Annotated in this window: 23 protein-coding genes; 6 read left to right on the top strand and 17 right to left on the bottom strand. The window is 70.8% G+C overall.

Going from position 1 to position 25,813, the window contains the following annotated elements:
• Positions 1 to 54: 54 nt before the first annotated feature.
• The 5 genes from C1I93_RS07070 to C1I93_RS07090 are packed head-to-tail and all read right to left on the bottom strand — an operon-like array spanning position 55 to position 6,513.
• Positions 55 to 2,322 (bottom strand): N,N-dimethylformamidase beta subunit family domain-containing protein, encoded by a 2,268-nt coding sequence (locus C1I93_RS07070; RefSeq protein WP_146603454.1) that lies wholly within the window; start codon positions 2,320 to 2,322, stop codon positions 55 to 57.
• Positions 2,319 to 2,648, bottom strand: coding sequence for a N,N-dimethylformamidase alpha subunit family protein (locus C1I93_RS07075; protein ID WP_111242424.1), 330 nt, complete (start codon positions 2,646 to 2,648; stop codon positions 2,319 to 2,321). Before C1I93_RS07075 ends, C1I93_RS07070 begins: the two co-directional genes overlap by 4 nt.
• Before the next feature lie 50 nt (positions 2,649 to 2,698).
• Positions 2,699 to 4,225: a glutamine synthetase family protein gene (locus tag C1I93_RS07080; RefSeq protein ID WP_111242425.1), complete on the bottom strand. Its 1,527-nt coding sequence runs from the start codon at positions 4,223 to 4,225 to the stop codon at positions 2,699 to 2,701.
• Positions 4,218 to 5,546: a Rieske 2Fe-2S domain-containing protein gene (locus C1I93_RS07085; protein ID WP_111242426.1), complete on the bottom strand. Its 1,329-nt coding sequence runs from the start codon at positions 5,544 to 5,546 to the stop codon at positions 4,218 to 4,220. Before C1I93_RS07085 ends, C1I93_RS07080 begins: the two co-directional genes overlap by 8 nt.
• A 25-nt stretch (positions 5,547 to 5,571) precedes the next feature.
• Positions 5,572 to 6,513, bottom strand: coding sequence for a PDR/VanB family oxidoreductase (locus C1I93_RS07090; protein WP_223256154.1), 942 nt, complete (start codon positions 6,511 to 6,513; stop codon positions 5,572 to 5,574).
• 230 nt (positions 6,514 to 6,743) lie between these two features.
• Here C1I93_RS07090 and C1I93_RS07095 point away from each other — a divergent pair, with 230 nt between their 5' ends.
• The 3 genes from C1I93_RS07095 (at position 6,744) to C1I93_RS07105 (ending at position 8,523) form a co-directional block, all read left to right on the top strand.
• Positions 6,744 to 7,469 carry a GntR family transcriptional regulator gene (locus tag C1I93_RS07095; RefSeq protein WP_212808429.1) on the top strand — a complete coding sequence of 242 codons (726 nt, stop codon included), beginning with the start codon at positions 6,744 to 6,746 and terminating at the stop codon, positions 7,467 to 7,469.
• 77 nt (positions 7,470 to 7,546) lie between these two features.
• Positions 7,547 to 7,903, top strand: a complete 357-nt coding sequence (locus tag C1I93_RS07100) for a cupin domain-containing protein (protein ID WP_111242428.1) — start codon at positions 7,547 to 7,549, stop codon at positions 7,901 to 7,903.
• The gene (locus tag C1I93_RS07105; RefSeq protein ID WP_111242429.1) at positions 7,900 to 8,523 is read left to right on the top strand and encodes a cysteine hydrolase family protein; all 624 of its coding nucleotides are present in this window, start codon (positions 7,900 to 7,902) and stop codon (positions 8,521 to 8,523) included. The genes C1I93_RS07100 and C1I93_RS07105 overlap by 4 nt, the downstream gene beginning before the upstream one ends.
• Positions 8,524 to 8,563: 40 nt before the next feature.
• Here C1I93_RS07105 and C1I93_RS07110 read toward each other — a convergent pair whose 3' ends face one another.
• The 11 genes from C1I93_RS07110 to C1I93_RS07160 form a co-directional block, all read right to left on the bottom strand.
• Entirely contained in the window at positions 8,564 to 9,556 is a 993-nt protein-coding gene (locus tag C1I93_RS07110; protein WP_181445052.1) for a phosphotriesterase family protein, read from the bottom strand.
• 28 nt (positions 9,557 to 9,584) lie between these two features.
• Complete coding sequence (locus tag C1I93_RS07115; RefSeq protein WP_212808428.1) at positions 9,585 to 11,501, bottom strand: primary-amine oxidase; 1,917 nt, start codon at positions 11,499 to 11,501, stop codon at positions 9,585 to 9,587.
• Positions 11,502 to 11,527: 26 nt separating this feature from the next.
• Entirely contained in the window at positions 11,528 to 12,640 is a 1,113-nt protein-coding gene (locus tag C1I93_RS07120; protein ID WP_111242432.1) for an FAD-dependent oxidoreductase, read from the bottom strand.
• Positions 12,637 to 13,875, bottom strand: coding sequence for an aminotransferase class V-fold PLP-dependent enzyme (locus tag C1I93_RS07125; protein ID WP_181445053.1), 1,239 nt, complete (start codon positions 13,873 to 13,875; stop codon positions 12,637 to 12,639). The genes C1I93_RS07120 and C1I93_RS07125 overlap by 4 nt, the downstream gene beginning before the upstream one ends.
• A 134-nt stretch (positions 13,876 to 14,009) precedes the next feature.
• Positions 14,010 to 15,461 (bottom strand): aldehyde dehydrogenase family protein, encoded by a 1,452-nt coding sequence (locus C1I93_RS07130; protein ID WP_111242434.1) that lies wholly within the window; start codon positions 15,459 to 15,461, stop codon positions 14,010 to 14,012.
• Positions 15,458 to 16,501 (bottom strand): phosphotriesterase family protein, encoded by a 1,044-nt coding sequence (locus tag C1I93_RS07135; RefSeq protein WP_111242446.1) that lies wholly within the window; start codon positions 16,499 to 16,501, stop codon positions 15,458 to 15,460. Before C1I93_RS07135 ends, C1I93_RS07130 begins: the two co-directional genes overlap by 4 nt.
• A 28-nt stretch (positions 16,502 to 16,529) precedes the next feature.
• Positions 16,530 to 17,591, bottom strand: a complete 1,062-nt coding sequence (locus C1I93_RS07140) for an ABC transporter ATP-binding protein (protein WP_111242435.1) — start codon at positions 17,589 to 17,591, stop codon at positions 16,530 to 16,532.
• Positions 17,588 to 18,436 (bottom strand): ABC transporter permease, encoded by an 849-nt coding sequence (locus tag C1I93_RS07145; RefSeq protein ID WP_111242436.1) that lies wholly within the window; start codon positions 18,434 to 18,436, stop codon positions 17,588 to 17,590. The genes C1I93_RS07140 and C1I93_RS07145 overlap by 4 nt, the downstream gene beginning before the upstream one ends.
• A 1-nt stretch (position 18,437) precedes the next feature.
• Complete coding sequence (locus C1I93_RS07150; RefSeq protein ID WP_111242437.1) at positions 18,438 to 19,313, bottom strand: ABC transporter permease; 876 nt, start codon at positions 19,311 to 19,313, stop codon at positions 18,438 to 18,440.
• 178 nt (positions 19,314 to 19,491) lie between these two features.
• Positions 19,492 to 20,847 (bottom strand): amidohydrolase, encoded by a 1,356-nt coding sequence (locus tag C1I93_RS07155; RefSeq protein ID WP_119663570.1) that lies wholly within the window; start codon positions 20,845 to 20,847, stop codon positions 19,492 to 19,494.
• 24 nt (positions 20,848 to 20,871) lie between these two features.
• A complete protein-coding gene (locus C1I93_RS07160; protein ID WP_111242439.1) occupies positions 20,872 to 22,599 on the bottom strand; it encodes a gamma-glutamyltransferase family protein in 1,728 nt (575 codons plus the stop codon).
• 133 nt (positions 22,600 to 22,732) lie between these two features.
• Here C1I93_RS07160 and C1I93_RS07165 point away from each other — a divergent pair, with 133 nt between their 5' ends.
• Entirely contained in the window at positions 22,733 to 23,494 is a 762-nt protein-coding gene (locus C1I93_RS07165) for a sulfite exporter TauE/SafE family protein (protein WP_111242440.1), read from the top strand.
• Between the two features lie 9 nt (positions 23,495 to 23,503).
• Here the strand turns inward: C1I93_RS07165 and C1I93_RS07170 are convergent, their stop codons facing one another.
• Complete coding sequence (locus C1I93_RS07170; protein ID WP_111242447.1) at positions 23,504 to 23,989, bottom strand: RidA family protein; 486 nt, start codon at positions 23,987 to 23,989, stop codon at positions 23,504 to 23,506.
• A 52-nt stretch (positions 23,990 to 24,041) separates the two neighbouring features.
• On the opposite strand from C1I93_RS07170, the gene C1I93_RS07175 reads away from it, so the two are divergent.
• Positions 24,042 to 24,554 (top strand): RidA family protein, encoded by a 513-nt coding sequence (locus tag C1I93_RS07175; protein ID WP_111242441.1) that lies wholly within the window; start codon positions 24,042 to 24,044, stop codon positions 24,552 to 24,554.
• Entirely contained in the window at positions 24,551 to 25,744 is a 1,194-nt protein-coding gene (locus C1I93_RS07180; RefSeq protein ID WP_146603455.1) for an MFS transporter, read from the top strand. Before C1I93_RS07175 ends, C1I93_RS07180 begins: the two co-directional genes overlap by 4 nt.
• The last annotated feature ends 69 nt before the right edge of the window (positions 25,745 to 25,813 follow it).

Below are 25,813 nucleotides of genomic sequence, written 5' to 3' on the forward strand. Positions count from 1 at the left end.
GCGTTTGGATCCCGAACTCAAGATGTGCATCCACAAATCCTCGTCTCGGTTCCGTTACGTTGGTGTATCCAACACGGGCAGGCCAGCCACAAAACGGTCGAGAACGGTGCCAAGCAGGCGGGATATCTCCGTCTGACCGGCCAGGTCGTAGAGCGCACCGGCAAAGGCGATCGACCCGGTCGAGACGACCGCCCCGCCCCCCTCACGCGGCACCAGCACGAGATCGGCGTGCACCCGAGGGTTACGGGCGCCCCCGAGCACCCGGCTCGTCATGTTGAAGTTCTCCCGCGCCTCAAGCATGTCGTCGCCGTGCCCGACCGAGCTTGCCAGCACCACGGCATCCGGCGAGGTCCCCAGCAGCGGACTCACGGAGTCGATTTCCAGCCCCGCCGCGCCGCCGGAAACCCCGTACCCGCCAAAGTACTCCCTGGTCAGACCCGCGAAGACCCAGGCGACCGCGGGGTCGGTGGCGACCCGCCGGTAGCCGGCGGAAGCGCCCGGATTACCGGCGGCCACGAATCCGACGCCGAAGGTCTTCTGCGGTGCCCGACCGTTGAACCGCCAGATACCACCCAGATGACCGGTGAAGCCGAGGTGGTACTCCCCCGGCTCAGCCAGCCACGCCTGCGTGCCACCCCACCGGCGGATCTCGATGACCTGGTCGTCGCAGGGGTCGTAGCCGGTGACCCAGTACATGCCGTTGCCGCCGGTGTAGATCAGCCGCCCGCCGGTGGCGACGTACTCCTCGTAGGCCCGCAGCATCTCCAGGCTCGGATACTCCGGATGGGTGCCGGTCAACACCGCGCGGTAGCGCGCCAGCAGACCCACACCCTCGGCGTGCAGGTCGTGATCGGTGACGATGTCGACCTCCCGGCCGGTGCGGTCCAGCCAGTCGACCAACTGCATGTCGCCGGTGAACTGCCACACCGGCGCGTTGTGGTCGTAGACCCGCTCGCGCAGCGTCAGCAGCGGCCGGCGCCAGCTCGAATAGCACACCCCCGAACCGTCGGCGTGTGCCTCGTACAGCGAGTACCCCAACTCCCGGCGCGCGTCGCGGAACAGCTCGAAGTCGTCGAGCGTCGGCACCATCTGGCTCCACACCTGGGTACGCGGGCTGTCCACCCCCACGTGATCATTGCCGTACGCGAGGTAGCTGTTGGTGGGCAGCACGAGCAGCACCGGCGCGGTCGCCGTCCCTTCGGGCGGCGCGACGAAGACCGGAACGGTGTCCCGGCCGCCGGCGGTATCGGTCAGCTCAAGGGCGTAGACGCCGCTGCGCAGCTCCGGCGGAAGCACCAGCTCGCCCTGGAACTGCCAGCCACAGTCGGTCATGTCGTCACGGTGGAAGTGCAGCGCGGCGTACTGTCGCGCGGCGAACCGGAAGTCGGCGACGTCACCGGTCCAGCCGGAGGAACGCACCGCCCGCTGCGGATGGTGCACAGCGGTGCCGTGCAGTTCTCCCGGGCCGACATCGGCCACCAGGGCGGTACGGGCGATCCCGGTCGGCCCGATCGCCGCCGCCAGGTCCCAGTGGGCCAGCAGCGCCGGATGCCGAACCAGCTCGGCGCGCGTTCCGGCAGCGGTGGCATCGGCGACCAGGATCGGGGACTCGATCCGGCCGTCGTAGCACCGCACCGGCGCACCGGTCGTCCCGGTTCCGGCGCAGGCCCAGAAGAACGGGCCGGCCCCGGGCACCGGGTCGCCGGCAAGAGTCGTCGACGCCGTGTGCGCCGGCGTCGGTGGGCGTACCACGTGGTTGGCCTCGAAGGTGCCGGCCAGCGCGACCGTCAGCGCGAGCGTACGTCCCGCCCGGCCCCCGATCACCGCCGTCAGCTCGTACCAGCAGCCGGCCTGGGGTACGAGGCCGGCGACGACTTCGGTCAGGCCGGAACCGGTCGCCACCCGCAGCGTGAAGCGGCCCTCGGCGTCGAGACCCACCGCCCAGCCGGAACCCTCCTGCGGGCAGCCGTGGGCGAGCAGTTCCTGGGCACCGTCCCCCGGCCGGGTGGGCATCGCCGCGAGCGACACCACAAGCCCTTCCGCGCCTGCTCCGGGCAGGTCGTCGACCCGCACGTAGGAGCCGACCACGGTCTGCTGGTCGATCCCGTCCCCACCGATCGGCGCGACGGCGACCACCCGCTCCTGCCGGCGCTCGACCCCGGCCGACGGGATCGCGAGTGCGCGCAGGCGGACCAGTTCCGCCCGCCACCTGGCGGCCGTCGTGCTGACCGCCAGGCGCACCGTGTCACCGGGGCGGTAGGAGACCCGGTCGCAGTAGCCCATGACCCCACTGGGCACGAGTACGGGTCGCGGCTCGCTCACCAGGTCACGCCGTAGTCGTGCAGCCGGCGGACCAGCACGTCGTACTCCGCCTCGTCCCGGGTGGCGTGGCGCACGCCGTCGACCAGCTGCGGTGGCTCGCCGCGTACCGGCGAACGGACGCCTATCGCGAACCCGTCCGGTGTCTTGACGATGAGGTAGCGCGGCTTGTCGGGGTCGGGATTGCGACGTACGAAGTCGTACACGTCGATCAGGTCGCGGGGGTGGGGCCCGGCGGGACGGGCGGCTGCCTGTGCCATCAGCTGCGCGGTCAGCACCGGCCGGAGCCGGTTCTCCAGGATCCACTCGTCGTGCGGTGACAGGGCCATCGCCAACTTCTCCTTCCACCTCAGCAGCTGCGGGTCAGGATGAATGCGTGTCAGAACAGCCCGAAGTACTCCCGCTGCTCCCAGTCCGAGACGTGCAACAGGTAGCGCTCGTACTCGGTCCGCTTGAGGTGGGCGTACCAGTCGACGACGACGTCGCCCAGCGCCGCGCGGAAGACCTCGTCGGCCTCCAGCGCGGCCACCGCCTCGCCGAGCGAGCGGGGCAGCGGCGGCGCGGCGGCGGCGTACGGGTTCGTGGTCGGCGGCCGCAGCTCCAGGTCGTGGGTGATGCCGTCGAGGCCGCTGAGCGCCTGCGCGGCGATGTACAGGTAGGGGTTGGCCGCCGGCTCCCCCGAGCGGTTCTCCAGCCGGGTCGCCGGATCACCCGGGCCGCCGACGGCCCGCACCATGGCCCCCTTGTTGTCCACCCCCCACGCGACCCGGTCCGGGGCCAGCGAGTGGCTCTGGTAGCGCTTGTAGCCGTTGACCGTCGGCGTGGTGAACGCCGCCGCCGCGGCGGCGTGGCGCAGGAGCCCCTCCAGGTAGGCGCGACCGGTCGCCGACAGGGGCCCGGCGTCGGCGGTATCGGGCACGAACACGCTCCGGCCGGTGCGCAGGTCGGTCAGCGACTGGTGCAGGTGCCAGCCGGTGGAGGCCGTCTCGGCCCCCTGCGGGCGGGACATGAACGTCGCGTGGAAGCCGTGCCGGCGGGCGATCTGCCGCACCGCGGTGCGGCAGACGACCACCGCGTCGGCGGTCGTCGCCGCGTCGGCCGCCTCCATGGTCAACTCCAGTTGACTCGGCCCGAACTCCAGCTCGATCGAGCGCAGCGGCAGGTCGAGCGAGGTCAGCCCGGTGTAGAGCGCCTGCACCAGCGGGTCGAGGCCGTCGAGCGCCTCCTCGTGCAGCAGTTGGGCGCCGGGCGTCGTCGGGCCGACCGGCGCGGGCGCGCCGGGTGCGCCGGGCCGGCCGACCCGGTCGCCGGTGAGCGTCGCCTCGGCCGCGCGGAAGACGTGGAACTCCAGCTCCGCGCCGACGGTCATCCCGTAACCACGCCCGGCCAACGCGCCCAGTTGATCCCGCAGCAGGCCACGGGTGCAGAACGGCACCGCCGAGCCGTCCGGGAAGCGGACGTCACACAGGACCCACCCGGTCCGTTGCGCCCACGGCACGACCCGGAAGGAGCTCGGGTCCGGCACGAGGACGATGTCGCCGGCACCGGCGAAGCCGGCGACGCCGACCCCCGTGTCGGCGGCGAACACCGGATAGACCGACTTGCCCGAGGTGTCCTTGAGCAACAGCGAGCTGGGCGCGGTGAGACCCGAGCGCATGGCCGCGGCGACCGCGGACCGGGCGATGGTCTTGCCCCGGACGATCCCGTGCTGGTCGACGAAGCCGAAGCGGACCATCTCGATGCCGAGCTCGTCGATCACCCGACGCATCTGCGCCGCGGCCGCGTACTGCGCCTCGGTCCACAGGTCGTGTCGGTCGATGAAGCCGCCGCGGTCCTTGGCCAACATCGGTCGCGCGCTGGCCCCGCCCCCACCGGAGGCGACGTCGCGCTCGTCGGCGTTACGCATCGGCCGACTCGGGCTGCGCCCGGAACCACGGCGACGCGCTGCGGCGCTCGGCCTCCTTCTCCTGCCAGCGATCCTGCCACCCGTCGCTGGGCGAGATCATGTCCACCGCGAGCGGGCCCACCAGCTTGGCCGCCTGTGTCTCGTCGAGCGGGTGCGCGGGCAGCGCACCGCCGGCCTGGAAGGTGTCGATGGCCCGCAGCAGCATCCGCCGGTTGGCGGTGACGGCCCGGTCGGAGACGCCGAGCCGCTCCACCGTGCGGTCCTGGATGGGGCCCATGCTCTCCACCGCCCACTGGTCGTGGACGTTGATGTCCAACCCCATCCCGGTGTACGTGAGGTCGCGCTGCTCGGTCGGATCGAAGCCCCAGTTGTTGCTCCGGTTGCGCAGCGGCCGGTAGTCGGGCAGGGAGACGCCCTCCAGGCGTTGCTGCAGCAGCGTCTCCTTGTCGGTCTGCTCGGCGAAGTCGTAGAAGATCATGTACCAGTAGTGGTTCTCGTCGTCGATCGGCACGTGCCACTGGGTGAAGACCTTGCTGTTGCCGAAGGGCACCACGAAGGCGTTCGGGAAGAGCAGGTTGGTCACCCGTACGTGTTTGATCTGTTCGGTGAGCTGCCGGATGGCGAACACCCGCAGCCCGTGCTCAACGCTCTCCACCTCGATGTCCGGACGGTAGTGGTCGCCGACCAGCTTCGACAGCTTCGTGCCGGTGCCCTCGACCTCCTCGCTGAACTGCTGGCCGTAGACGTCGCGCGGGTCCTCGCCGACGAACCGGTGCAGGAAGGAGACGTGGCTCGGGTCGATCCCGCCCTCCAGCCCCTGGAGCCAGTTGCACTCCCAGAGCCCCTTGAAGGCGAAGGTGTACTCCTCGGGCGCGACGAAGCAGTCGTACGCCGGGAACGGTGGCGGGTCGCCGGCGCCCAGGTAGGCGAAGATGATGCCGTTGCGCTCCACGCACGGGTAGTTGGCAATCCTGATCTTGTCCAGGAACTGGCTGTGCGGGGGTTCGGCGGGCTGCTCCACGCAGCGTCCCTGCGCGTCGTAGAGCCACCCGTGGTAGAGGCAGCGCAGCCCGCCGCCCTCCAGCCGCCCGAACGACAGATCGACCCCCCGGTGGGCGCAGAACCGGCTGATCAGCCCCCAACCGTCGGCCCGGCGGAAGAGCACCAGGTCCTCGCCGAAGAGGCGGATCGCCTTGACCGGGCGGTCGGTCGGCATCTCCGAGACCAGGGCGGCCGGCTGCCAGTAGGCGCGCATCAGACCGCCCAACGGAGTGCCGGGCCCGCTCCGGGTGAGCTTCTCGTTGTCTTCCTGTCGCAGCACTGCTACCTCCGCGGTTCGGGAACACTCATAGGTCCAGCACCAGACGGTCGCCGACGGCCCGCGAGACGCAGACCATCATGCAGTCGCCCGCCGACCGCTCCTGAGGGGTGAGGATGTGGTCGCGGTGGTCGATTGCCCCGGCGAGCACCCGGGTCTCGCAACTGCCGCAGATCCCCTCCTGGCAGTCGTTGACGATCTCGACGCCGGCGTCGAGGAGGACGTCCAACACGGAGCGGTCGGCCGGCACCGGCAGCTCCAGGCCGCGCTGTTCGAGCCGTACGGTGAACGCGCCGCCGGGCTGCGGCTGCGCCGCCACCGGCGCGGCGAACAACTCGGTCCGAAGCCGGTCGAGGCAGCCGGCCTCGGCCGCGGCCGCCCGGAGCGCGTCCAGCATCCCGGCCGGACCGCAGGCGTAGATCAGCGTTTCGGGCGCCAGCCCGACGAGCAACGTCCGCAGTGCCGGCTGGGGCCCGTCGGTCTCCGGATGCACCCGGACCCGGTCGCCGTAGGGCGTGAGCTGGTCGAGGAAGGCCATCTGCCGCCGGGACCGCCCGAAGTAGTGCAGTTGCCCGGCGACGTCGCGCCGAACCGCCTCGGCCAGCATCGGCAGCAGCGGGGTGATGCCGATGCCGCCGGCCAGGAAGAGGTAGCCGGGCGCGGGTTCCAGCGCGAAGTGGTTACGCGGACCACGCAGCCGGACCGTGTGCCCGGGGCGCAACTGATCGTGCACCCACGCCGAGCCGCCACGCCCTGCCGACTCACGCAGGACCGCGATCCGCCACGTCGATGCCCCGGGCACCCCGCACAGCGAATATTGCCGGGTCGATCCGTCGCCGACGGTCAGGTCGACGTGCGCCCCCGGCCCCCAGTCCGGGATCACCGCGCCGGCGTCTTCCGGGACGAGTTCGACCGACATCACGTCGACCGCCTCCAGCCGGAGCGCACGGACGACGAAGGGTAGCTCCACAGACACGATCCTCCCCTCATTGGATCCAATCTTAGGGTCTTAGGATCCTGATGGGAAGGGAACATACCCACGTTAGCCCCAAGTGGGTCCACGCAACAGCCGCCCTGGTATCGTGGTGTGGCTCAACGGGCAGTTTTGGTGGCCGACGGGGCATTCGGCGGTGTTGCGCCGCACCTCAGCCGCCATGCCGACCCGGAACCCACCCGTCGATCGAAAAGGAGAGTGGCCGCGTGACCATCGAGTCCGAGGACCTGGCGGCCCCCCGCAAGACGGGCGCGGCACTCGTCGATGACCTCGCCGAGCAGATCCGCAACCGCATCATGACCGGGGAGATCCCGATCGGCGCCCAGTTGCGCCAGGCCGAGTTGGCGAGCAACTTCGGCGTCTCCCGCACGCCGGTACGCGAGGCGCTGCGCCAGTTGCAGACCAGCGGGCTGATCGAAGTGCTGCCCAACAAGGGTGCCGTGGTCAGCGTGCCGGCGCCCTGGGACGTCCGCGAGGCGTACGAGGTGCGGGCGGAACTGGAGGCGCTGGCCGCCGCCCGCGCGGTCCGGCGGATCACCCGCGACCAGATCGAGCAGTTGCGGACCGCCAACCAGGAGATGTACGACCACTCGATGGCGCAGGGCGCAAGCACCGTGCCGGCCCAGCACGATCACCGCCGCAGCAACGACCTCTTCCACACGCTGATCGCGAGCATCTCGGGTAACGCCCGACTGAGCAAGGCGATCAACGACATCAACGAGACCTTCCCGCGCAACGTGTCCGCTCAGCTGGTCGTCAACGACGCCCGACACCGCGACGAGAACTTCCACGAGCACGAGCGGATCCTGCAGGCTCTCGCCGAGGGCGACGTCGCGCAGGCCGCCGACCAGATGCGCCAGCACGTGATCAAGGCCGGCGAGCAGTTGGCCCGCTGGTACGAACTCCGCTCCTCCACCGTCTTCCGCGGCTAGACCGGACTTGTATCCAATCTAGCCCGAATGGCATCCACTGAGTTAGCCTTGGGTTTCCCAGCACCCAAGGAGGTCGGATGACGCTCACCATCGTCCCCAGCACGGCCAGCGGTCTCGAGGAGAAACCGCTGGGGCCGCCGAGCGCCCAGCCCCTGAGCGGCGAGATCATGGTGCGCAGCCGGGTCGAGTTCAGCAACGAGGCGCGTACCGTGATCTCGGGCATCTGGGAGAGCGACCCGGGCACCTCGCGCTGGGAGTTCCTCACCCGCGGCGAGATCATCCACGTCATCTCCGGACGGATGACCGTGCAGCGCGACGGCGAGGAGCCGGTCGAGGTGACCGCCGGCACCAGCGCGTACTTCCCGATCGGCTGGTGCGGCACGTGGACGGTCCACGAGACGCTGCGCAAGGTCTACGTGGTGTACAAGTCGTGACGACGCCGACCCCGCCCGCGATCGTGGGCAACGCCGTACTCATCGTGGTCGACATCCAGGGCGGCCCGGTGCCCGACGAGGAGTCCCGCTCCGAGATCGCCCAGATGGGCGGACGCCGGGAACGCGCCGACCGGGTGGAACGACTCATCGACGCCTGCCGGGAACACGACGTGCCTGTCGTGTTCATCCAGGAGGTCCACAAGCCGAGCCTCGTCGACATCGGCCGCGAGCTGGACGGCGCCGAGGGCCCGCACTGCGTCGAGGGCTGGCCCGAGACGGAACTCGCGCCGTGGGTACGGCCGCGTCCCGAGGAGTTCCTGATCCGCAAGCGGCGCTACTCGGCGTTCTTCGGCACCGAGCTGGAGATCGTGCTCAAGGCGTACAAGGCCGAGACCGTGCTGCTCATTGGTGGGCTGACCGACGTCTGCATCCACTACACCGCCGTCGACGCCCACCAGCACGACTATCGCGTCCGGGTGCTGACCGACTGCATCGGCGGTTCGTCCCGTGCGGCCCACGACGCCGCGCTGCGCGCCATCGAATACCTTCAGCGCGACGCGCTGGTCACCAGCGATCAGGTCTTCGGCTGGCTCGCCGCCGGCAAACCGACAGCCGGCTGAGCGGTGGCCGGGACGCCCCACCGCGTCCCGGCCACCGGATTCAACGGCCGAACATGGCCCGGCGGGGATTGTCGACGGTCATCATGGTCAGCACCTCGGGCTCGATGCCCGCCGCGACCGCGTACTCGGCGAACTCCTCGAAGAGGAAACACATCCCCGGCCCACCGAACTCGGCCTGGTGGGACCGCTGGCTGACGTCCTGCGACAGCAGGATCTTCGCGGCGAAGCCGCGGTCGACGAGGTGCTTGAGGTAGTCGACCCGGCGGCGCAGCTCCGCGACCGCCACCTGCCCGCCGACCTTGCAGGCCATCATGCAGTCGTACTGGATGTAGACGCCCCGGTTGAGCAGGTCGATCGAGTACCGCACATCCTTGACGGTGTCGGTGTGGCCGATCACGATCCGCTCCGGGTCGACGCCCTCGGCGGTCAGGATGTCGATCTGTGCCTCCCCGGTCGGGAAGGTGGGTGCGTGCGTGCTCACCAGCACACCGGTCTCGACGGCGGCCCGGCCGGCGGCCCGGAACGAGCGTTCCTCGTTCGCGGTGATCTTCGGCCGGTCGGAGGCGATCTCGCCGAGCAGACCGGCACGCACCCCGGTGCCGGGGATCTCGTCGAGCAGGTCCGCGACCAGGTAGTCGGCGATCTGGTTGACGCTGTTGCGCTCCCACCAGTCCTGATCGAGGTACGCCTCGAAGTAGTGCCCGGTGCCGAGGATGATGTTGACGCCGGTCCGCTCGGCCATCTCCTTCGTGGCCAGCACGTTGGCGACCGAGCGAGACCCGGTCACCGGGTTCTGCACCTGGTGGGCCGGGTCCCGGTCGTAGTAGATCGGGGCGGCGTAGTCGCTCAGCTCGCCGTTCGTGACATCCCAGAGGGTCCGCCCGCCGCGTTCGACGAAGCGTCGGATGTCGCGCTCCCGCTCCTCCCACACCGTCATGAACCCGTCCCGCGACTCGGTCGGGGTCAGGTTGGCGAAGACGTGCTCGTGCGGGAGGGTCAACCCGAGGTCGTCCGGGCCGATCGGACCGGTCACCGACCACACCTGATCCATGCCGCTGCGCCTAGTGGCAGCAGGTGTCGTCGGTGCCCGCGGCATGCCGACGCGGGGCCGGCAGGTCCAGCGACGGGTTCCGGTCGAAGAAACCGTCCGGCTCCAGGCGCATGCCGATCCGGTGCACCGCCATGATCGGCCACTCCTCGGGGCGCGGATCGTGGTGCACGCCGACCACCGGCCAGAGCACGAGTTCCGCGCCGTCGAGTGAGCGGTCCGCCTGCTGCCAGGCCGTGATGCCGTCCTCGCCGAGCGGCGCCTGGTTCGGGTACTCACCGGCGATGAACCGCTGCGCCGGGTCGTACGGGGTGGCCCAGAGCTGCTTGGCCACGAAGGGCGCCTTCCGTTCCACCACGCTGCCCGGCTTGGCGAACAGCCGCGCGGTGTTCGGCAGGGTGAGCCGGTAGCCGGTCTGGTCGCCGTAGCGGTTGGTCCGGGTGCTGCTCTCGACCAGCCAGTGCGTGGCTTTCGCCGGGTTGGTGTTGCGGGCCGCCTGCGCCTCGGTGGTGATCGGGGTACGCACCATCCGGCAGGCGTTGCCGTACGGGTTGAGTTCCTCGTCCTCCTCGACCTCGGCGTGGATCTCGTAGAGCCGGTTGACCGGGCCGTCCACGCCCATGTCCAGCCGCAGCCCGAAGTAGTGCTGGTGGTTGGGGGCCTGCACGTTCGGCGCGACCAGGCGACCGTAACGCGGGGTCTGGCCGTCGTCGATGCCGGAGACCGACATGACACCGGTCAGCTTGATCTCCAGATCGATCATGCCGTCCTGGTAGAAGGACCAGTAGAAGCCGTAGTCGTAGTTGGCCACGGTGGCGAAGAACGAGATCACCAGCCGTCGGCTGCGCCGCACGTCCGCCTCGCCGGTGCGGGTGTTGACGTGCTTCCAGAGGATCGAGAAGTCCTCCTCGTGCAGGCAGATCGCGTTCTTGATGGTCCGGGCCTGGCCGTGACCGTTGAGCACGGCCGCGTCGAAGTAGCGGATCTCACCCAGGCAGTCGCAGCCCAGCTCCAGCGACGCGGTGAGCGGCCCGGCGCCGTACTCGCCCCAGTCGAAGAAGTTCTTGCGGTACGCGGTCGGGTCGCTGTCCAGGTACGGCACGTACATCTCGCTGACCGCCGCCCGCCGCAGCACCGGCCGCGACTCGTCGCCGTCGTGGTAGGTGACGTCGTGCAGCACCAGGCCCTCGCGGTGGGTGAAGCCGACCCGGAACGACCAGTTCTGCCAGGTGACCACCTGCCCGTCGATGGCGAAGCCCGGCCCCTCCGGCTGAATGATCTCCAGCGGGGCGACCTGCCGGTCCGGCCCCCACGTGCCGGAACGGTAGTTGCCCGTCTCGGTCGCCATCGGCAGCACACCGTGGTCCTCGATCCGGACCACCTCGAGGGTCTCCAGGTCGATGATGGGCACCAGGCCGGCCACCGGGCGCGCGTACCCGTTGTCGTCCTCGCTGACCCGGTGCCAGACGGTGCCCCAGGACAACCGGCGATCACTGAGGTCTTCGGGCTCGAACCCGGTGATCGACTCGGGGTCGACCCAGACCAGCGAGACGTCGGTGATGCCCCGCTTGGCCAGCGCGGCCTGGAACGCGGCGTCGTCCCGGCACGCCTGCGCGACCGTCCGCGCCTCCTCGCTGGAGACACCGGGCCGGCGGGAGTCGACGGGCGTCCACGAGACGAGCGACGCCTGCCGGTCGGTGCCTGAGGTCCAGGCAGCAACCTCCCAGGCGGCGTGCTCGTCGGGATTCATCACCACCAGCCGGACCGGCCGACCCTGCCCCGGCGCCAGGGCCCGGGCCAGTCCCTCCTCGACCGCGATGCCCCAGTAGCGCGGTCGCTTCCCGATCCGCGGATCGGCGCCGACAAGCGCGACGACCTCGGCGATCTCGGCTTCGGTGAGTGGGTCGTTCCAGTTCACTGCGGTGGTCATGGCATCTCCCCGGGGTGGCGTGGACATCACGTGTGGAGCCGGCGTTCGACGCCGATGAAGTCGAGGTCGCGACGCTCGTCGCCGCGACACAGGTCGGCGATGGCCGCGCCGATCGCCGGTCCGAACTTGAAGCCGTGTCCGGAGCAGGCCGCGGCGACCACCACCGCCGGTGCCCAGGGCAACCGGCCGAGCACGAAACGCCGGTCCCGGGTCATCGTGTAGAGGCAGGCGACGGCCTCGACCACGTCCCGCCGCGGGTCCGTCGCGGCGCCGGGAACGTACTCAGCCATCAGCCGGCACAGTTCGCTGACCTCATCGTCGGTCGGTGGCGTGGCCGGGTGATCCGGATTCCAGATCTCGCCGGCGTCGACGCCGGCCTTGAAGCCGTTGCCGGCCGCGTCGGGAATGCCGAAGACCAGCCCCTCGGGCCGGTCCACCGAGAAGGCCCCGAGCGCCGGCGGCTCGGCGATCCGCTGGCCGGCCCGGAGCGTGACGGTGACGATCCGCCACACCTCGAACAGGTCGGCCAGTTCGGGCACGAGCTGGCCGACCCAGGCACCGGTGGCCAACACCAACGACCGGGTGCGGATCCGGCGGGCCGAGGTCTCCACCAGGCAGCCGTCGCCGTCCGTACGCCAACTCAGCAGGCGTTCGGAGAAGGCCAGCTCGGCCCCGGCGGCGCGGGCCCCGGCGCGGGCGACGGCCAGCGCGGTCTCGGCCTCGACGACCCCGGCGGCCGGATCGAACACCGCCCGGTAACCGTCCGGCACGGTGAAGGAGGGCATCAGCTCCCGCATCCGGTCGCGGTCGGCGACGACCTCGCACCCGGGCCCCTGGAGCTGGGACGCGCCACGGTGGGCGTAGAGGCCGCCGGTGCGGTGCAGCAGCGTCTCGCCGCTGGCCTCCTCCCAGCGCCGCCACCCGGCGAAGGCGCGGGCGACCAGGTCGTTCCAGACCGGGTTGGGGTAGGCCCGCCGGATCATCCGGGTACGCCCGTGGGACGACCCTCGGTGGTGGCCCTCGGGGAACCCGTCGATCGCCACCACGCTCGCTCCACGCAGGGCCAGCTCGTAGCTGGCCGCCGAGCCGTGGATGCCGAGCCCGACCACCAGGACGTCGACCTCGGGGTGGCCGGTCATCGGCCGGTTTCCCGAGCGATCTCGGCGACCGCGCCCAGCAGCGCGTCATGGTCGGCGTCGTTGTTGTAGACGTGGACCGAGGCGCGGACGACCGCCGGTACGCCCCGCAGGCCGAGATCCCACTGGCCGTGGCTGGCCGGCACCGACACGGTACGCACGCCGCGTACGGCCAGCCGTCGGGTGACCGTCTCGCTGCTGATCCCGTCGATGGTGAACGTGACGAGGCCCGACCGGCTGGCCGGCGGATCCTGGACGGTGACCCGGTCGATGGCGGCGAGCCCGTGGCGCAACAGGGCACCGGTCGAGGTCAGGTACGCCTCGGTGGCGTCGATGCCCCGGTCGAGCAGTTGATTCAACGCCACCGCCAGGCCGAGCCGGCCGGCTACCGAGGACTCCCAGGTCTCGAAGCGCCGTGCCGTGGGCGACAGGCTCCACTCCCGCGCCCCGGTCCAGATCGCACCGCGCACGTCCGGCGCGACGGGTGCGAGCCGTTCGAGAAAGCTGCCGCGCAGGTAGGCGAGCCCGGTGCCGCGGGGGGCCCGCAGGAACTTGCGTCCGGTCGTCACCAGGGCGTCACAGCCGATCTCGTCGACGTCGACCCGCAGGTGGCCGACGGACTGGGTGGCGTCGAGAAGATAGAGCGCACCGGATTCACGGGTCAGTACGCCGATCTCCCGGACCGGCTCGACCAGCCCCGACGAGGTCGGCACCTGGGCGACGCAGACGATGTCGCGCGGCCCGCCGGTGAGCTGGCGGGCGAGTTCGTCGAGATCGACGCCGCCGTCGGCGGCGCTGGGCAGCACGATGAGTTCGGCGCCGGTCTCGTGGGCCAGGCTGAGCAGATGCAGGGCATGGCTGACGTAGGTCGAGCGGCTCACCAGGATGCGGGAGGTCGCGTCCACCCGCAGCGCGTCGACGATCAGGCGCAGCCCGGTGCTCGCGCTGTCGGAGAGGGCGATCTCCTCGGGCCGGGCGCCGAGCAGGCGTGCCGCCGTGGCGTACAGCTCCTCGACCCGCCCGGCGACCGCCGCGGCGGCCTCGTAGCCGCCCTCGCTCTGCTCGCGCCGCAGGTGGGCGATGACCTCGTCGACCACCGCGACCGTCGGCAACGCGGACCCCGCGGAGTTGAGGTGGTGTGCGTGCCGCACACCGACCGTCTGTGCCCGTTCCAGGGCGACGTCCACGGGTCGGGCGAGGGCATCGAGCCGGCCGACGTCCGTGTGGCCAGCGTTCACCGAGAGGTCCACCGTCGACCGCTCCCCCACTCCGGAGTTTGGATCCAAAAATCTCTAATCTGGATCCCAGTGTACGTCATGATTCGCCACACTCGCCAGGACATGGATGCCCTCTCCCTAAGATTGGATCCGATTTACAGGCTGACGACAGTCGCCTTCGGCTCCAGATAACTGCGCAGCGCCTCGTCACCGAGATCACGACCAACGCCGGACTCCTTGCGACCGCCGAAGGAGAGCGCGGGATCGAACACGTTGTAGGTGTTGACCCAGACCGTCCCCACGGTCAACCGGGCCGCGACCCGGTGCGCCCGGCTCAGATCCGTGGTCCAGATCCCTGCCGACAGCCCGTACGTCGAGTCGTTGGCGATCCGCACCGCCTCCGCCTCGTCCTCGAAGCCCAGCACTCCGACCACCGGCCCGAAGATCTCCTCCCGCGCGATGACCATGTCGTTGTGCACGCCGGTGAAGACGGTGGGCGCGACGTAGAAACCACCGCCGCCCGGCGCCGCACCGCCGACGATCAGCTCGGCACCCTCGGCCCGTCCCTGGGCGATGTAACCGAGGACCCGCTCTCGCTGTTCCGCCGAGACCAGCGGCCCGACCGAGATGCCGCCGGCCAGCCCGTCGCCCATCGGCACCCGGGCGGCAGCCTCCGCCAGCCGGTCGGTGAACTCCGCCAGGATGGTCCGCTCGACCAGCAGCCGGCTGCCAGCCGTACACATCTGCCCGGAATGTCCGAAGGATGCCCGGATCGCGGTGCTGACGGCGGCGTCCAGGTCGGCGTCGGCGAACACGATGTTGGCACTCTTGCCGCCGAGTTCCAGGGTGACCCGCGCGAACCGCCGCGCGGCGGCCGCCCCGACCAGCCGGCCGACCGCCGTACTACCGGTGAAGGAGATCTTGTCGACGCCCGGATGATCGACCAGGGCGGCCCCCACCCGACCATCACCGGTCAGCACGTTGAGCACCCCGGCGGGAACACCGGCGGCACTGATCAGATCGGCCAGCCGGAGCATCGTCAACGGCGTCTGCTCGGCCGGTTTGACCACCACCGAACAACCCGCCGCCAACGCCGGAGCGATCTTGAAGGCCCCGGTCATGATCGGAAAGTTCCACGGCAGGATGAGCGCGGCCACGCCCACCGGCTCCAGGGTGGTGTACACGTGATGGGCACCGGAGTCGATCGGGACCGTCGTACCCAGCAACCGGCTCGGCGCACCGGCGAAGTGCCGGAAGGTACGCGCGGCGGTGGCCACGTCGGCCCGGGAGCGCTCGATCGGCTTGCCGTTGTCGCGGGTCTCCAGCACCGCGAGCTCCTCCAGCTCCGCCTCGATCAGGTCCGCTACCCGGTGCAGGATCCGGGTGCGCTCCAGCGGCGGCAGTCCCACCCAGCGCCGCTCGTCCAGGCTCTGCCGGGCCGCGCGCACGGCCGCGTCGACGTCGCGCGCGGTGGCCTGCACCACCTGGGTGAGCACCTCCTCGGTGGCCGGGTCGATCACCGCGAACAACTCACCGCCCGGCTGCCAGGCACCGTCGATGAACAGCGCCTGGCTGGGGGCGAGGGCGGGCAACTCGGCGCGCGTCATGAGGTCTCCTCGACCGGTGTGGTGGTCAGCGGGTGGGGCGGGCGGTCCAGCAGACGCAGCGGCTCACGGGTCACCATGGCCGCCAACCGGTCGGCAGCCACCCCCCGGCGGATCAACTCCGGCAGCACCCGGGTGGTCAGATGGTCGTATCCCTCGCCGCCGTAGCGACGCAGTTGGGACTTGGTCCAGACCGAGCCACCGAGCACCCATCGGCCGTCGGGGCGGGCGGCGAGGAACGACTCGAAGAAGTCCAACCGCTGCCCGTCGGACGGATTCCGCATCCGCCCGACATGCTGCATCTCGGTGCCGAAGCACATCTCCAGCGTCACGCCGGCGTCGAGCAGGTCGTGCCAGTAGGCGGCGTCGAGGTACTCGTCGGCGTTGGTGAGCAGGATCCGGTCGGCCGGCAGCCCGGCACCCACCAACTCGGCCACCACCTCGACTCCGGTGCGGGCCTCTCCGTCGAGCCGGACACTCACGCTGGCCCCGCTCTGCCCGGCCGCGGCCGCCGCGCCCCGTAGCCGGGCGCGTTCGACGCTCGGGAACCCGGCCGTGGTGCCCATGATCCCGAGCAGCGCCGCCCGGTAGTCGACGCCGGGAATCCGGTCGGTCAACGCGCCGAGCAGGTGTTCGTACACCCCGTCCTCGTCGAGTTCCCGCGCCCAGCCGGGCAGCGTCGACGTCACGTACAGGCCGTACGCCGCCGCGACGTGCACCCCGGCGGCCCGGGAGATCGCCGGCAGGGCCGGATGGTTCGGTCCCAGGCCGACGCTGGTGTCCTCGACGACCAGGTCGATGGCGCCGGCGGCGTGCCGAAGTTCCGTGACGGCCAGCTGTGGATTGTCCAGCCGCAGGTTGTCGGCCAGCGCCAGCGCGTTCCAGCGCAGGAAGCCGAGGTTGTAGACGGTCACCTTCTCGTCGGTGGGAGTCGGCTCGGCACCGGGACGACACAGGGCGGTGGCGTCGCTGAGCAGGTGCTGATGCATGTTGACGCGCCCCACGCCGGCAGCCTGGACCGGACCGAGAACCGTCTCGATCATCGGTGCCGCCTCGGCAGCACCGACGCGGTCACGCGGCAACCTCCAGGGCGTCTCCCGCGTCGCTTCGGTGGATCACATGGACCCGGTCCGGAGCCCCGCACCCGAGGATCACCTCACTGCCGGGCACCAGCGCGCTCGCGTCGGTGTGCGGCGGCAACGAGCAGACCACGCTGCGGCCGGTGGCGGTGACCACCTCCAGCCGGAAGCGACTGCCCTGGAAGCTGAGCAGCCGGACCACGCCCGGCACCCGCCAGTGATCACCGAGCTGGTCGGGGGCGAGCACCACCAGATCCTCCGGCCGGATGACCGCGGTTCCGGTCGCCTGACCGGCCGCGTCGAGCGCAAGCGGGCCGCCACGGTCGGCCGGGAAGAGGTTCGCCTCGCCGAGGAAGCTGGCGACGTACTCGTTGACCGGCCGGCGGTACAGGTTCTCCGGCGAGTCGACCTGGACCAGTGTGCCCTCATGCATGATCGCGACCTGGTCCGACATCGTCATCGCCTCGGCCTGGTCGTGCGTCACGGCCACGGTGGTGATGCCTACCTGCTGCTGGATCCGCTTGATCTCGACCTGCATCCGCTCGCGCAACTGCTTGTCCAGCGCCGCCATCGGCTCGTCGAGCAGCAGGATGCCCGGGTCCGAGGCGAGCGCGCGGGCCAACGCGACCCGCTGCCGTTGGCCGCCGGAAAGCGACGCCGGGGCACGGTTGACCATGCCGGCCAGATCGACCAGCTCCAGCATCTCCTGGACGACCTTGCGCCGCTCGACGCTGGGCCGGCGGGCCGCGCGCAGCGGGAAGGCGACGTTGTCCCCCACACTCATGTGCGGGAACAACGCGTACGACTGGAACACCACACCGACCTTGCGCTTGCGCGGTGGCCGGCGCTCGACGTTCTGCCCGTCGAACAACACGTGCCCCCGGTCGAGCTGTTGCAGTCCGGCGATGACGTTGAGCAGCGTGGTCTTGCCGCTGCCGCTGGCGCCGAGCAGGGTCACGAAGGTGCCGGGCTCGGCATCCAGGCTCACCCCCTTGAGCACCTCGAAGTGGCCGAGGGTGACGTGCACGTCCTGGATCGACAACGCGATGCTCATGCGGTCGCGGCCTTTCGGGAGAGACGCCGGGCGCGTGCCGTCCGGCGGTTGGAGAACAGGCTGTAGCCGCCGAGCAGCAGGACGGCGAGCATCGAGACGAGGGTGGAGGCGGCGGTCAGCTGCGGCGACAGTTCCTCCTGCGACGCGGTGAGCATCTGCAGCGGGAGGGTCTTGACGCCGATCGGGGTGAGGAAGACCGAGAGGACCACCTCGTCGAAGATCACCGCGAAGGCGAAGACCGCACCGGCGAGCATGTGACCGACGATCATCGGCAGGTCGACCCGCCAGACGATCAGCGGCCACGACGCGCCGAGCGTGCTGGCCACCGGGCGGAGCGCCGGGTCGGCCTGGCTCAGCCCGGAGGAGACCATCACGAAGACGTACGGCACGGCGAGCAGCGCCTCGCCGAGCATCAGCAGCGCCAGGTTGTCCTGCAGGAGTTCGGCTTGCACGCTCACCGAGTACAGGCCGACGGCGTACGCCACGGGTGGGATCGCCATCGGCACGATGAACAGGGTGCGGATCCAGCTACGCGCCGCCCGGGAGCGCAGCCGGGTCAGCGCCAGCGCGCCGAGGGTGCCCAGCAGCACCGCGATCACGGTGCCGACCGACGCCACGCGCAGGGACACCTTGAACGCGTCCCGCCATTCCTGGTCGGTGAGCACCCCGGTGTACGACTGCAGCGAGAAGCCCTCGGGCGGGAAGATGATGAACGACGTCTGGGTCCAGCTGGTAGTCACCACCACCAGGAACGGCAGGTAGAACACCAGGCTGGTGAGCAGCGCGATGATCAGGATCGGCATTCGGTACCAGCCGATGCTGCGCCGCAACGGGGAGTCGGTCATGTCAACCCCACCTCTCGCTGACCTTGAACAGCCGGTCGGCGACCAGGTAGATCGCCACCGTGCCGCCGACCAGCAGCAGGCTCATCGCCGCGCCGACGTCGGCGCGGTTGGCCGTGTTGAGTTGGGCGTTGATGATGCCGGACATGGTCATGTTGGACGGGCCGCCGAGCAGCAAGGGCGTGACGTAGAAGCCCAGGCTCATCACGAACACCAGCACACCGCCGCTGATCATGGCCTGCCGGATGGTCGGCAGCACGACCGCACCGAAGGTGAGCAGCGGCCCCGCGCCGAAGACCGTGGCGGCGTTGAGCTGCTCCCGGTCGAAGGAGATGACGGCTGCCAGGATCGGCAACACGGCGAAGGGCAGCATCACGGCGATCATCGCCGGATACATCCCGAGGGTGGTCTGGTAGAGCTCAATCGGCTCGGAGCGCAACCCCAGCTTCTCCAGCATCCAGAAGAGCGCGCCGCTGGGCAGTTCGAGCAGCATCCAGCCGATGGTGCGTACCATGACCGAGGTCCAGAGCGAGATCAGCAGGCCGCCCATCAGCAACGCCTTGACCCACACCGGGCCGACCGCGATCGCGAGCGCGTAGGCGGTGCCGACCAGCACCGTCGCCGCCGTCACCACGGCCGCGAGCAGCAGCGTGCGCCACACCGAGGCGACGAACACCTCCGAGCTGAGGGCTTCGACGAACGCGTTCTCCTCGCCCGAGGTGGCCTGGTGGATCAGTGCGACGACGGGTCCGGCGACGGTGAGCAGGAAGAAGATCAGCGGCGGCCACAACAGCCAGCGCTTCTCGGCAACGCTGCCGTCGGCGAGCCGCCGGGGCCGCCGGGTGGCGGCCGGCGTAGCGACCGCCTCGTTCACCGCCATGGTGTTCTGCTCCGCTCCGCCGGTGCTGTTCCGACGTACGCTGCAACCCGGGGTTGCGGCCGATGAGTCATGCGGTCTTCCTCCCACCGAAGCGCCTCTGATTGGATCCACGATATTGCTTTATGGATCCCGAAGCCTGCCATGCCTGTTGCCGACGTGTAAACACCTGGAGTCGGCCCTATCCGCTCGCCTGATGGACCGTCCGACCGCCGACCACGGTGCGCAGCACCCGCAGGGCGAGCAGGTCGTCGGGGGCCACGGCCAGCGGGTCCCGATCGAACGCGACCCAGTCGGCCAGTCGCCCGGGCGTGAGCCGGCCACGCCCGTCGCCGTCGAAGGCCGCCTCGGCGGCGGTCACCGTGTACGCCGCGAACGCCTCCGCCACCGTGATCGCCTCCTCGGGGGCGAGCGGTTCCGCCCGGCCCCGGACCCGCCGGGTCACCGCCGACCAGATCAGCTCGCGCGGGTCGAACGGGAAGAACGGGCCGTCGGAGCCGAGCACCACCGGGACTCCGGCGTCCAGCCAGGAACGCAGCGGGTTCATCCGTTCGGCCCCGGCCCCGAGTCGGGCGACCAGACCGGCGGCGTTGCGCAGGGGAATCGAGGGCTGCGCGGCCAGCACGACGCCGAGCCGGGCGGCGAGCGCCATCGACTCCGGCTCGACCTCCAGGTAACCGTGGATGATCTGCCACTGCCGCCCGGCGATACGGTGCTTGCGGTCGGCCTCGGCGAAACAGTCGAGCACCGTGGCGATGCCGGCGCCGCCGACCGCGTGCACCCCGACCGACCAGCCGTCGGTGGCACAGAAGTCCAGCAGGCGCTGGAAATCGGCTGTCGGTATCCGCTGCTCGCCGGTTGAGCCGTTGTGCGGCCAGGGTGTGCGGCGCAGGGCCGCGCCCTTCATCGCCTCGCCGTCGAAGTAGACCTTGATCCCGCCGATGCGCAGCCGGTCGTCGCCGAACCCGGTCCGCAGACCGACCCCGCGCAGCCGTTCGATCGCCCGCTCCACCTCCGGGTGCGCAAAGTCCCCCACGTCCGGGTACGGCATGGCGACCACCCGCATGGTCAGCTCGCCTCGGCTCCAGCTCTCCTGGTAGCCGCGCAACTCGTCGTGGGTCGCCGCCGGGTCGATGATCCCGGTGAAGCCGAGCTGGTGCATCAGCGGCTGCACCAGGCGCAGCGCCGCCGTCCGGTCGGCCAGGGTCGGCGGCTGCGGCCCCCAGCCGGCCTCGAAGCCCTTCTCCCGCATGGTCTCGATCACCAGGTCGAGGTCGTGGTGGGCGGCACCGAGATCATGAATGATCTTGAGACCGCCGCGCTGCATGTGCAGGTGGGTGTCGATGAGGCCGGGAGTGACAGTGGCCCCGCCGAGATCCTCGATCGTGGCGTGCGCGGGAGCACCGGCGAGCACCTCGGCCCGGGTTCCCACGGCGAGGATCCGTTCCCCGGCCACCGCCATCGCCTCGGCGAGCGGGCGCGCCGGGTCCATGGTGCGGATCTGCCCGACGATCACGTACGCGGGTGCGGGGCTCACGTCGACCTCCTCGGAGTTCGCCGGTCAGGAGACGTACGCCGCCGCCGGTTGGCGGGGGTCGGCCGCCGCTTCCAGAAAGCCGGTGCCGGCGTTGCGGTAGATCGCCTCGACGGCCGCCGCGTCCCGGGTGAAGGCCGGCCAGGTGCGTACGTCGTGCCCCCGGGTCCGCAGCGCCTCGATGGTGCCGGCCGCGAACCGGTCTTCCAGGAAGAGCCGCGACGGCAGATAGTCGAAGGGGGCGAAGGAGTTGGGGAAGCTCCAGGTGGAGAAGCGCGGGGCGTTCACCGCCTCCTGCAACGGCATCCCGAAGTGGAACGCGTTCAGGAAGACCTGCACCATCGCCTGCACCTGCATGTCGCCACCGGGGCAGCCGAAGGGCATGACCGAGCCGTCGTCCCGCACCACGATCGCCGGGTTCGGGGTGAGTCGCGGCCGCTTGCCCGGTGCGACTCCGGACGGATGCGCCGGGTCGGGCCGCGACTGCATGCCCCGCAACGACGGCACGAATCCGGTCCCCGGGATCACCGGCGAGGTGGAGGCGCCGTCGGAGGGGGTCGCCGAGAAGGCGTTGCCCCAGGCGTCGACCACGCAGACGTACGAGGTGGCCCCCTCCCCCACGATCGGCAACTCGTCGTAGTCCTGGGGTTCGGGCAGCGGCTGCGGGACACCGAAGACGAGATCCGGCAGACCCGGGTGGGCGCGGAGCGGGTCGATGCCCGCCGCCCGGGCCGCCGCGTGTGCGGCCGAGAGGAGCCGGTCGATGTCGACGTCGACGAAGGCGGGGTCGCCGTAGAGGTGCTCGCGGTCGCTGAAGACACCCTTGAGCGCCTCGACCACCAGGTGCACGTACTCCGGTGAGTTGTGTGCCAGGCCGCCCAACCCGTACGCCTCAAGGATCTGCAGGGTCTGCGCCAGGGTCGGGCCCTGGCACCAGGCCCCGCAGGTGAGCACCTCGAAGTCGCGCCAGCGGGTGGCGTGCACCGGCTCGTAGCGGCAGCGGAAGTTGGCCAGGTCCGCCGCGGTCAGGTAGCCGCCGTGCTCCCGGTGGTAGGCCACCATCCGCTCGGCCAACTCGCCTTCGTAGAAGACCGCCCGAGCCGCCTCCAGGCCGGCCACCCGGCCGCCGGTGGTGGCGGCCTCGGCGTCGGCCATGAGCTGGATGCTGCGGGCGAGATCGGTCTGGACGAACCGCTCCCCGACCCGGGGCGGACGGCCGTCGGGCAGGTAGATCGCCTCGTTCGCCGGCCAGTTGCGATAACCGCGCTGGCGGGCGGTGATCCCGTCGACAAGCAGCGGGAACGCCGCGAACCCGTCCCGAGCGAGCCGGATCGCCGCCTCGGCGACCTGGCCGAAGGACATCGTGCCGTAGTCGCGCAGCGCGGTGATCCACGCGTCGGGGGCGGCGGGCACGACAGTCCTCAGCAACCCTCTCGGGATGGTGCCACCGTGTTCGCGCTGGAAGAGGTCAGCGGGTATCCCCGCCGGCCACACCCCGAGGCCGTCGATGCTGACCGTGGTCCCGTCGGCCATCCGGATCATGATCGGGGCGACTCCGGCGAAGTTGACCTCGTCCGCGTGCAGTACGGCCAGCGCCATCCCGGCGCAACAGCCGGCGTCGACGGCATTGCCACCGGCGTCGAGGATCGCCAGCGCCGCCGAGCTGGCGAGATAGTGCCCGGCGGAGACGGCATGCCGGGTGCCGAGCACTGTCGGATTGGGCACGTGCCAGGTCGATACGCTTTCGTGGCCCATCGGGCTCCTCTCCGGGCAGCGACAGGTCGCAGAGCTGGCAGTTCAGCCCGAGGCCAGGGGCCGGGGTGGCCACTCGAACTCGGATAGTGTATCCATGCTACATGACATTGGATCCAATGCGCGAGGGGCAATTGTGACGCCGACCCAGGCCGCCCTGCTGCTCGTCGCCGGCCTCGCCGGCGGTCTCGTCAACGCCGTCGCCGGCGGTGGCTCGCTGATCACCTTCCCCGCACTGCTCGGCATCGGCCTGCCACCGGTGTCGGCGAACGTCAGCAACGCGCTGTCGGTGGCACCCGGCTACGCCGCGAGCGTCCTTGGCAGCCGCGCCGACCTGACCGGTCAGGGTCAACGGGTCCGGCAGGCCATTCCGGCGGCGGTGCTCGGGGCCCTCTGCGGCAGCGCGCTGCTGCTGTCCACGCCGCGCGCGGTCTTCGACGTCGTGGTGCCGTTCCTGGTGCTCGGCGCGACCGCGATGCTGGCGTTCCAGGCTCCGCTGCGCCGCCTGGCCGGCCAGTCCCGGGTCCACTCGCCCCGCCGGGCCCGCGCCACGCTGCAACTGGCCGTCTTCCTGGGTGGCCTGTACGGCGGCTACTTCAACGCCGCGCTCGGTGTGCTGCTCGTCGCCGGGTTGGCACTGGTCCTCGACGAGTCGCTGCGTCGGGTCGGCGCACTGAAGAACGTCCTCTCCGCCACGGTGGGCGTGGTCACGATCCTGATCTACAGCGTCTTCGGCCCGGTCAACTGGGCCGCCACGGCGGTGCTGGTGCCGGCCACCATGATCGGCGGCTACCTCGGCGCGCGACTGGCCAGCCGGCTCTCGTCCCGCCTGCTCCGCGCGGTCATCCTCACCTTCGGCACGGTGGTCGGTCTCGTGCTCCTGGTGCGGGCCTTCTGAGCAGGCCGGTCACTCCCGGGTCTGGACAACGGTGAGGATCTCGAAGACATTTCCGCCGGAGAGGCTCAGCACCCCCATGCTCGCCGAGGTGGCCCGACCCACCCGGTCGCCGAAGACCTCCACGAAGAGGTCCGCAGCGCCGTTGGCCACGAGGTTGACATCGCTGAACTCGGGGGTCACCACGACCAGGCAGAGCGTACGCACGAAGGCGGCCACCTCGTCCAGCGAGCCGACCGCGTAGCGGATCAGCCCGAGCACGTTCACTGCCGCGTAGCGGGCCGCCTGGTAGCCCTGCTCCGGGGTGACGTCCAGACCGACGCGACCCGGAAACACCCGGTTGCCCTGCCGGTCCTCAGGCGTCATGCCGCTGAGTGTCAACGTGTGGCCGGCGCGGTGGAACGGCTTCATCGCGCCGTACCGCTCACCGTAGGGCGGGTCGGCGTAGTCGGGGATCACCAGGCCCAGCTCTGCCACCCGCTGCTCGGGGGTCGTCATGGCCCGCTCCTCTCGGTAGAGTGGATCCACCATAGCTATTATCGGATACAAAATGGGAGAGCTTGTGGCCAGCGCCGAGCAGCGGGTCCGGGAACTCGGCCTGCCGATCCCCGACTACGCGAACCCCCCGTACGGGCAGCGCTACGGCCGGCTCAAGCCGTTCCACCGCATCGGCAACCTGCTCGAACTCAGCGGCCTCACCCCCGAGAACCGGGCCGGCGAACGGCTGCATCCCGGAGTGGTCGGGCGCGACGTCAGCGTGGAAGAGGGCTACCAGGCGGCCCGGCTGACCGCGATCCACACCCTGGGGTTGATCCGCTACGCGCTCGGCTCGCTCGACGACGTGGTGAGCCTGTCCCGGGCGCTCTGCTTCGTGCTCTGCCCGCCCGGCTTCGACCGGCTGCACGAGGTCTCCAACGGCGCGAGCGACCTCTTCCGCGAGGTGTTCGGCGACGAGATAGGCAGCCTGGGCCGCGCCTCGGTCGGCGTGACCGCGCTGTCCCGGAACAACTGCTTCGAGCTCTGGCTCAGCCTGGAGTGCACGCCGGTACCGACGGCGTCATGACGCCACCCCGCGACATCACCCGGACCGTACCCTTCTGGCTCGTCTTCGCCGCGTCGACGCTCGGCGCGATGACCAACTCCGCGAGCACCCCGATCATCCCCGACTACGTCGAACGCGTCCTGGGCGGTGACGCGACGCTCTCCGGACTGATCATCTCGCTCGGCTCGATCGCCTCGACGATCGCGATGCCGGTCGCCGGGATGCTCGGCGACCGACGCGGATACCGGGCGGTGGCGCTGGCCGGTGGCGCGATCGCCGCGCTGGGCATGCTCCTGCTGGCGCTCGCGCCGTCGCTGTGGGGCGCCGGCCCGGCGCGGCTGCTGTTCGGGCTCGGCAACGCCGCCGCGATGACCCTCGTGATGGCCTGGCTGGTCGCGATGGCACCGGCCGCGCAACGGGGCAAGGCGCTGAGCATCTTCGGCCTGAGCGTGTGGCTCGGGCTCGCCGTCGGCCCACAGGTCGGTGTGGCCGTGAACCAGGCGGTCGGGCCCAGCGCGGTGTTCGCCCTGTGCGCCGCCCTCGAACTCGTCACCGCCGCACTCATCGCCGGCCTACCGCGCCGGCCCCGGTCCGAGACAGCGGCGGCCACCCCGCGCAGGAACGTCGCCGCGAGCTGGCGCGCCTTCCGGATGGTCTGGGTACCCGGCGTGGTGGCCGCGGCAGCCTGGTGCGGCGAAGGGCTCATGCTCGGCTTCCTCATCGTCCACCTGACGTCCCGGGGCGTAGCGCCGGGCGGCCTCACCGGCGCGGCGTCGGTCTTCGCGGTCTTCTCCGTCAGCGTGATCGGGGCGCGCATCGCACTTGCCAGCCTGCCCGACCGGATCGGCCCGGTCCGCGCCGCCGCGATCTCCCTGATCGCGCTCGCGGCCGGCCTGACCGGCCTCGGCCTCGCCACCAACTTCTGGGCCGCCGCCGCTGCCCAGGTGCTGATCGGTGTCGGCTTCTCGCCGCTGTACCCGTCCTTGACCATGCTCGCCGCCGGTGGCCTGGACGACGAGAACCGAGCCCTCGGTCTCGGTCTGTTCTCCGGTTTCACCAGCCTCGGCATGGCCGGTGGCGCCCTCGTCGGCGGGCTCGTCATCGCCGCCACCGCCTCACTCTGGGCGTTCGCACTCGTCGCCGCCCTGCAACTGGTGGCGTTGGCCATCATCCTGCTCTTCGCCCGGTACGACGCGCCCCCGTCGATCTAGGGCTTGTCGTCGTCGCTGGAGATCAACTCGCGACGATAGGCCCTAGATCGACGGGGGCGGGGGTGGGTC

Origin of the sequence: Micromonospora endophytica (assembly GCF_003236305.1) — a bacterium.
GTDB classification, from domain to species: domain Bacteria; phylum Actinomycetota; class Actinomycetes; order Mycobacteriales; family Micromonosporaceae; genus Micromonospora; species Micromonospora endophytica.

Bases quoted from the DNA above. Each gene is read 5' to 3' on its own strand.
- C1I93_RS07080 (WP_111242425.1), bottom strand. From the start codon at position 4,225: ATGCGTAACGCCGACGAGCGCGACGTCGCCTCCGGTGGGGGCGGGGCC.
- C1I93_RS07170 (WP_111242447.1), bottom strand. From the start codon at position 23,989: ATGACGACCCCCGAGCAGCGGGTGGCAGAGCTGGGCCTGGTGATCCCC.
- C1I93_RS07115 (WP_212808428.1), bottom strand. From the start codon at position 11,501: ATGACCACCGCAGTGAACTGGAACGACCCACTCACCGAAGCCGAGATC.
- C1I93_RS07160 (WP_111242439.1), bottom strand. From the start codon at position 22,599: ATGGGCCACGAAAGCGTATCGACCTGGCACGTGCCCAATCCGACAGTG.
- C1I93_RS07175 (WP_111242441.1), top strand. From the start codon at position 24,042: ATGGGAGAGCTTGTGGCCAGCGCCGAGCAGCGGGTCCGGGAACTCGGC.
- C1I93_RS07145 (WP_111242436.1), bottom strand. From the start codon at position 18,436: ATGACCGACTCCCCGTTGCGGCGCAGCATCGGCTGGTACCGAATGCCG.
- C1I93_RS07130 (WP_111242434.1), bottom strand. From the start codon at position 15,461: ATGACGCGCGCCGAGTTGCCCGCCCTCGCCCCCAGCCAGGCGCTGTTC.
- C1I93_RS07140 (WP_111242435.1), bottom strand. From the start codon at position 17,591: ATGAGCATCGCGTTGTCGATCCAGGACGTGCACGTCACCCTCGGCCAC.
- C1I93_RS07135 (WP_111242446.1), bottom strand. From the start codon at position 16,501: ATGATCGAGACGGTTCTCGGTCCGGTCCAGGCTGCCGGCGTGGGGCGC.
- C1I93_RS07180 (WP_146603455.1), top strand. From the start codon at position 24,551: ATGACGCCACCCCGCGACATCACCCGGACCGTACCCTTCTGGCTCGTC.
- C1I93_RS07120 (WP_111242432.1), bottom strand. From the start codon at position 12,640: ATGACCGGCCACCCCGAGGTCGACGTCCTGGTGGTCGGGCTCGGCATC.
- C1I93_RS07100 (WP_111242428.1), top strand. From the start codon at position 7,547: ATGACGCTCACCATCGTCCCCAGCACGGCCAGCGGTCTCGAGGAGAAA.
- C1I93_RS07075 (WP_111242424.1), bottom strand. From the start codon at position 2,648: ATGGCCCTGTCACCGCACGACGAGTGGATCCTGGAGAACCGGCTCCGG.
- C1I93_RS07150 (WP_111242437.1), bottom strand. From the start codon at position 19,313: ATGGCGGTGAACGAGGCGGTCGCTACGCCGGCCGCCACCCGGCGGCCC.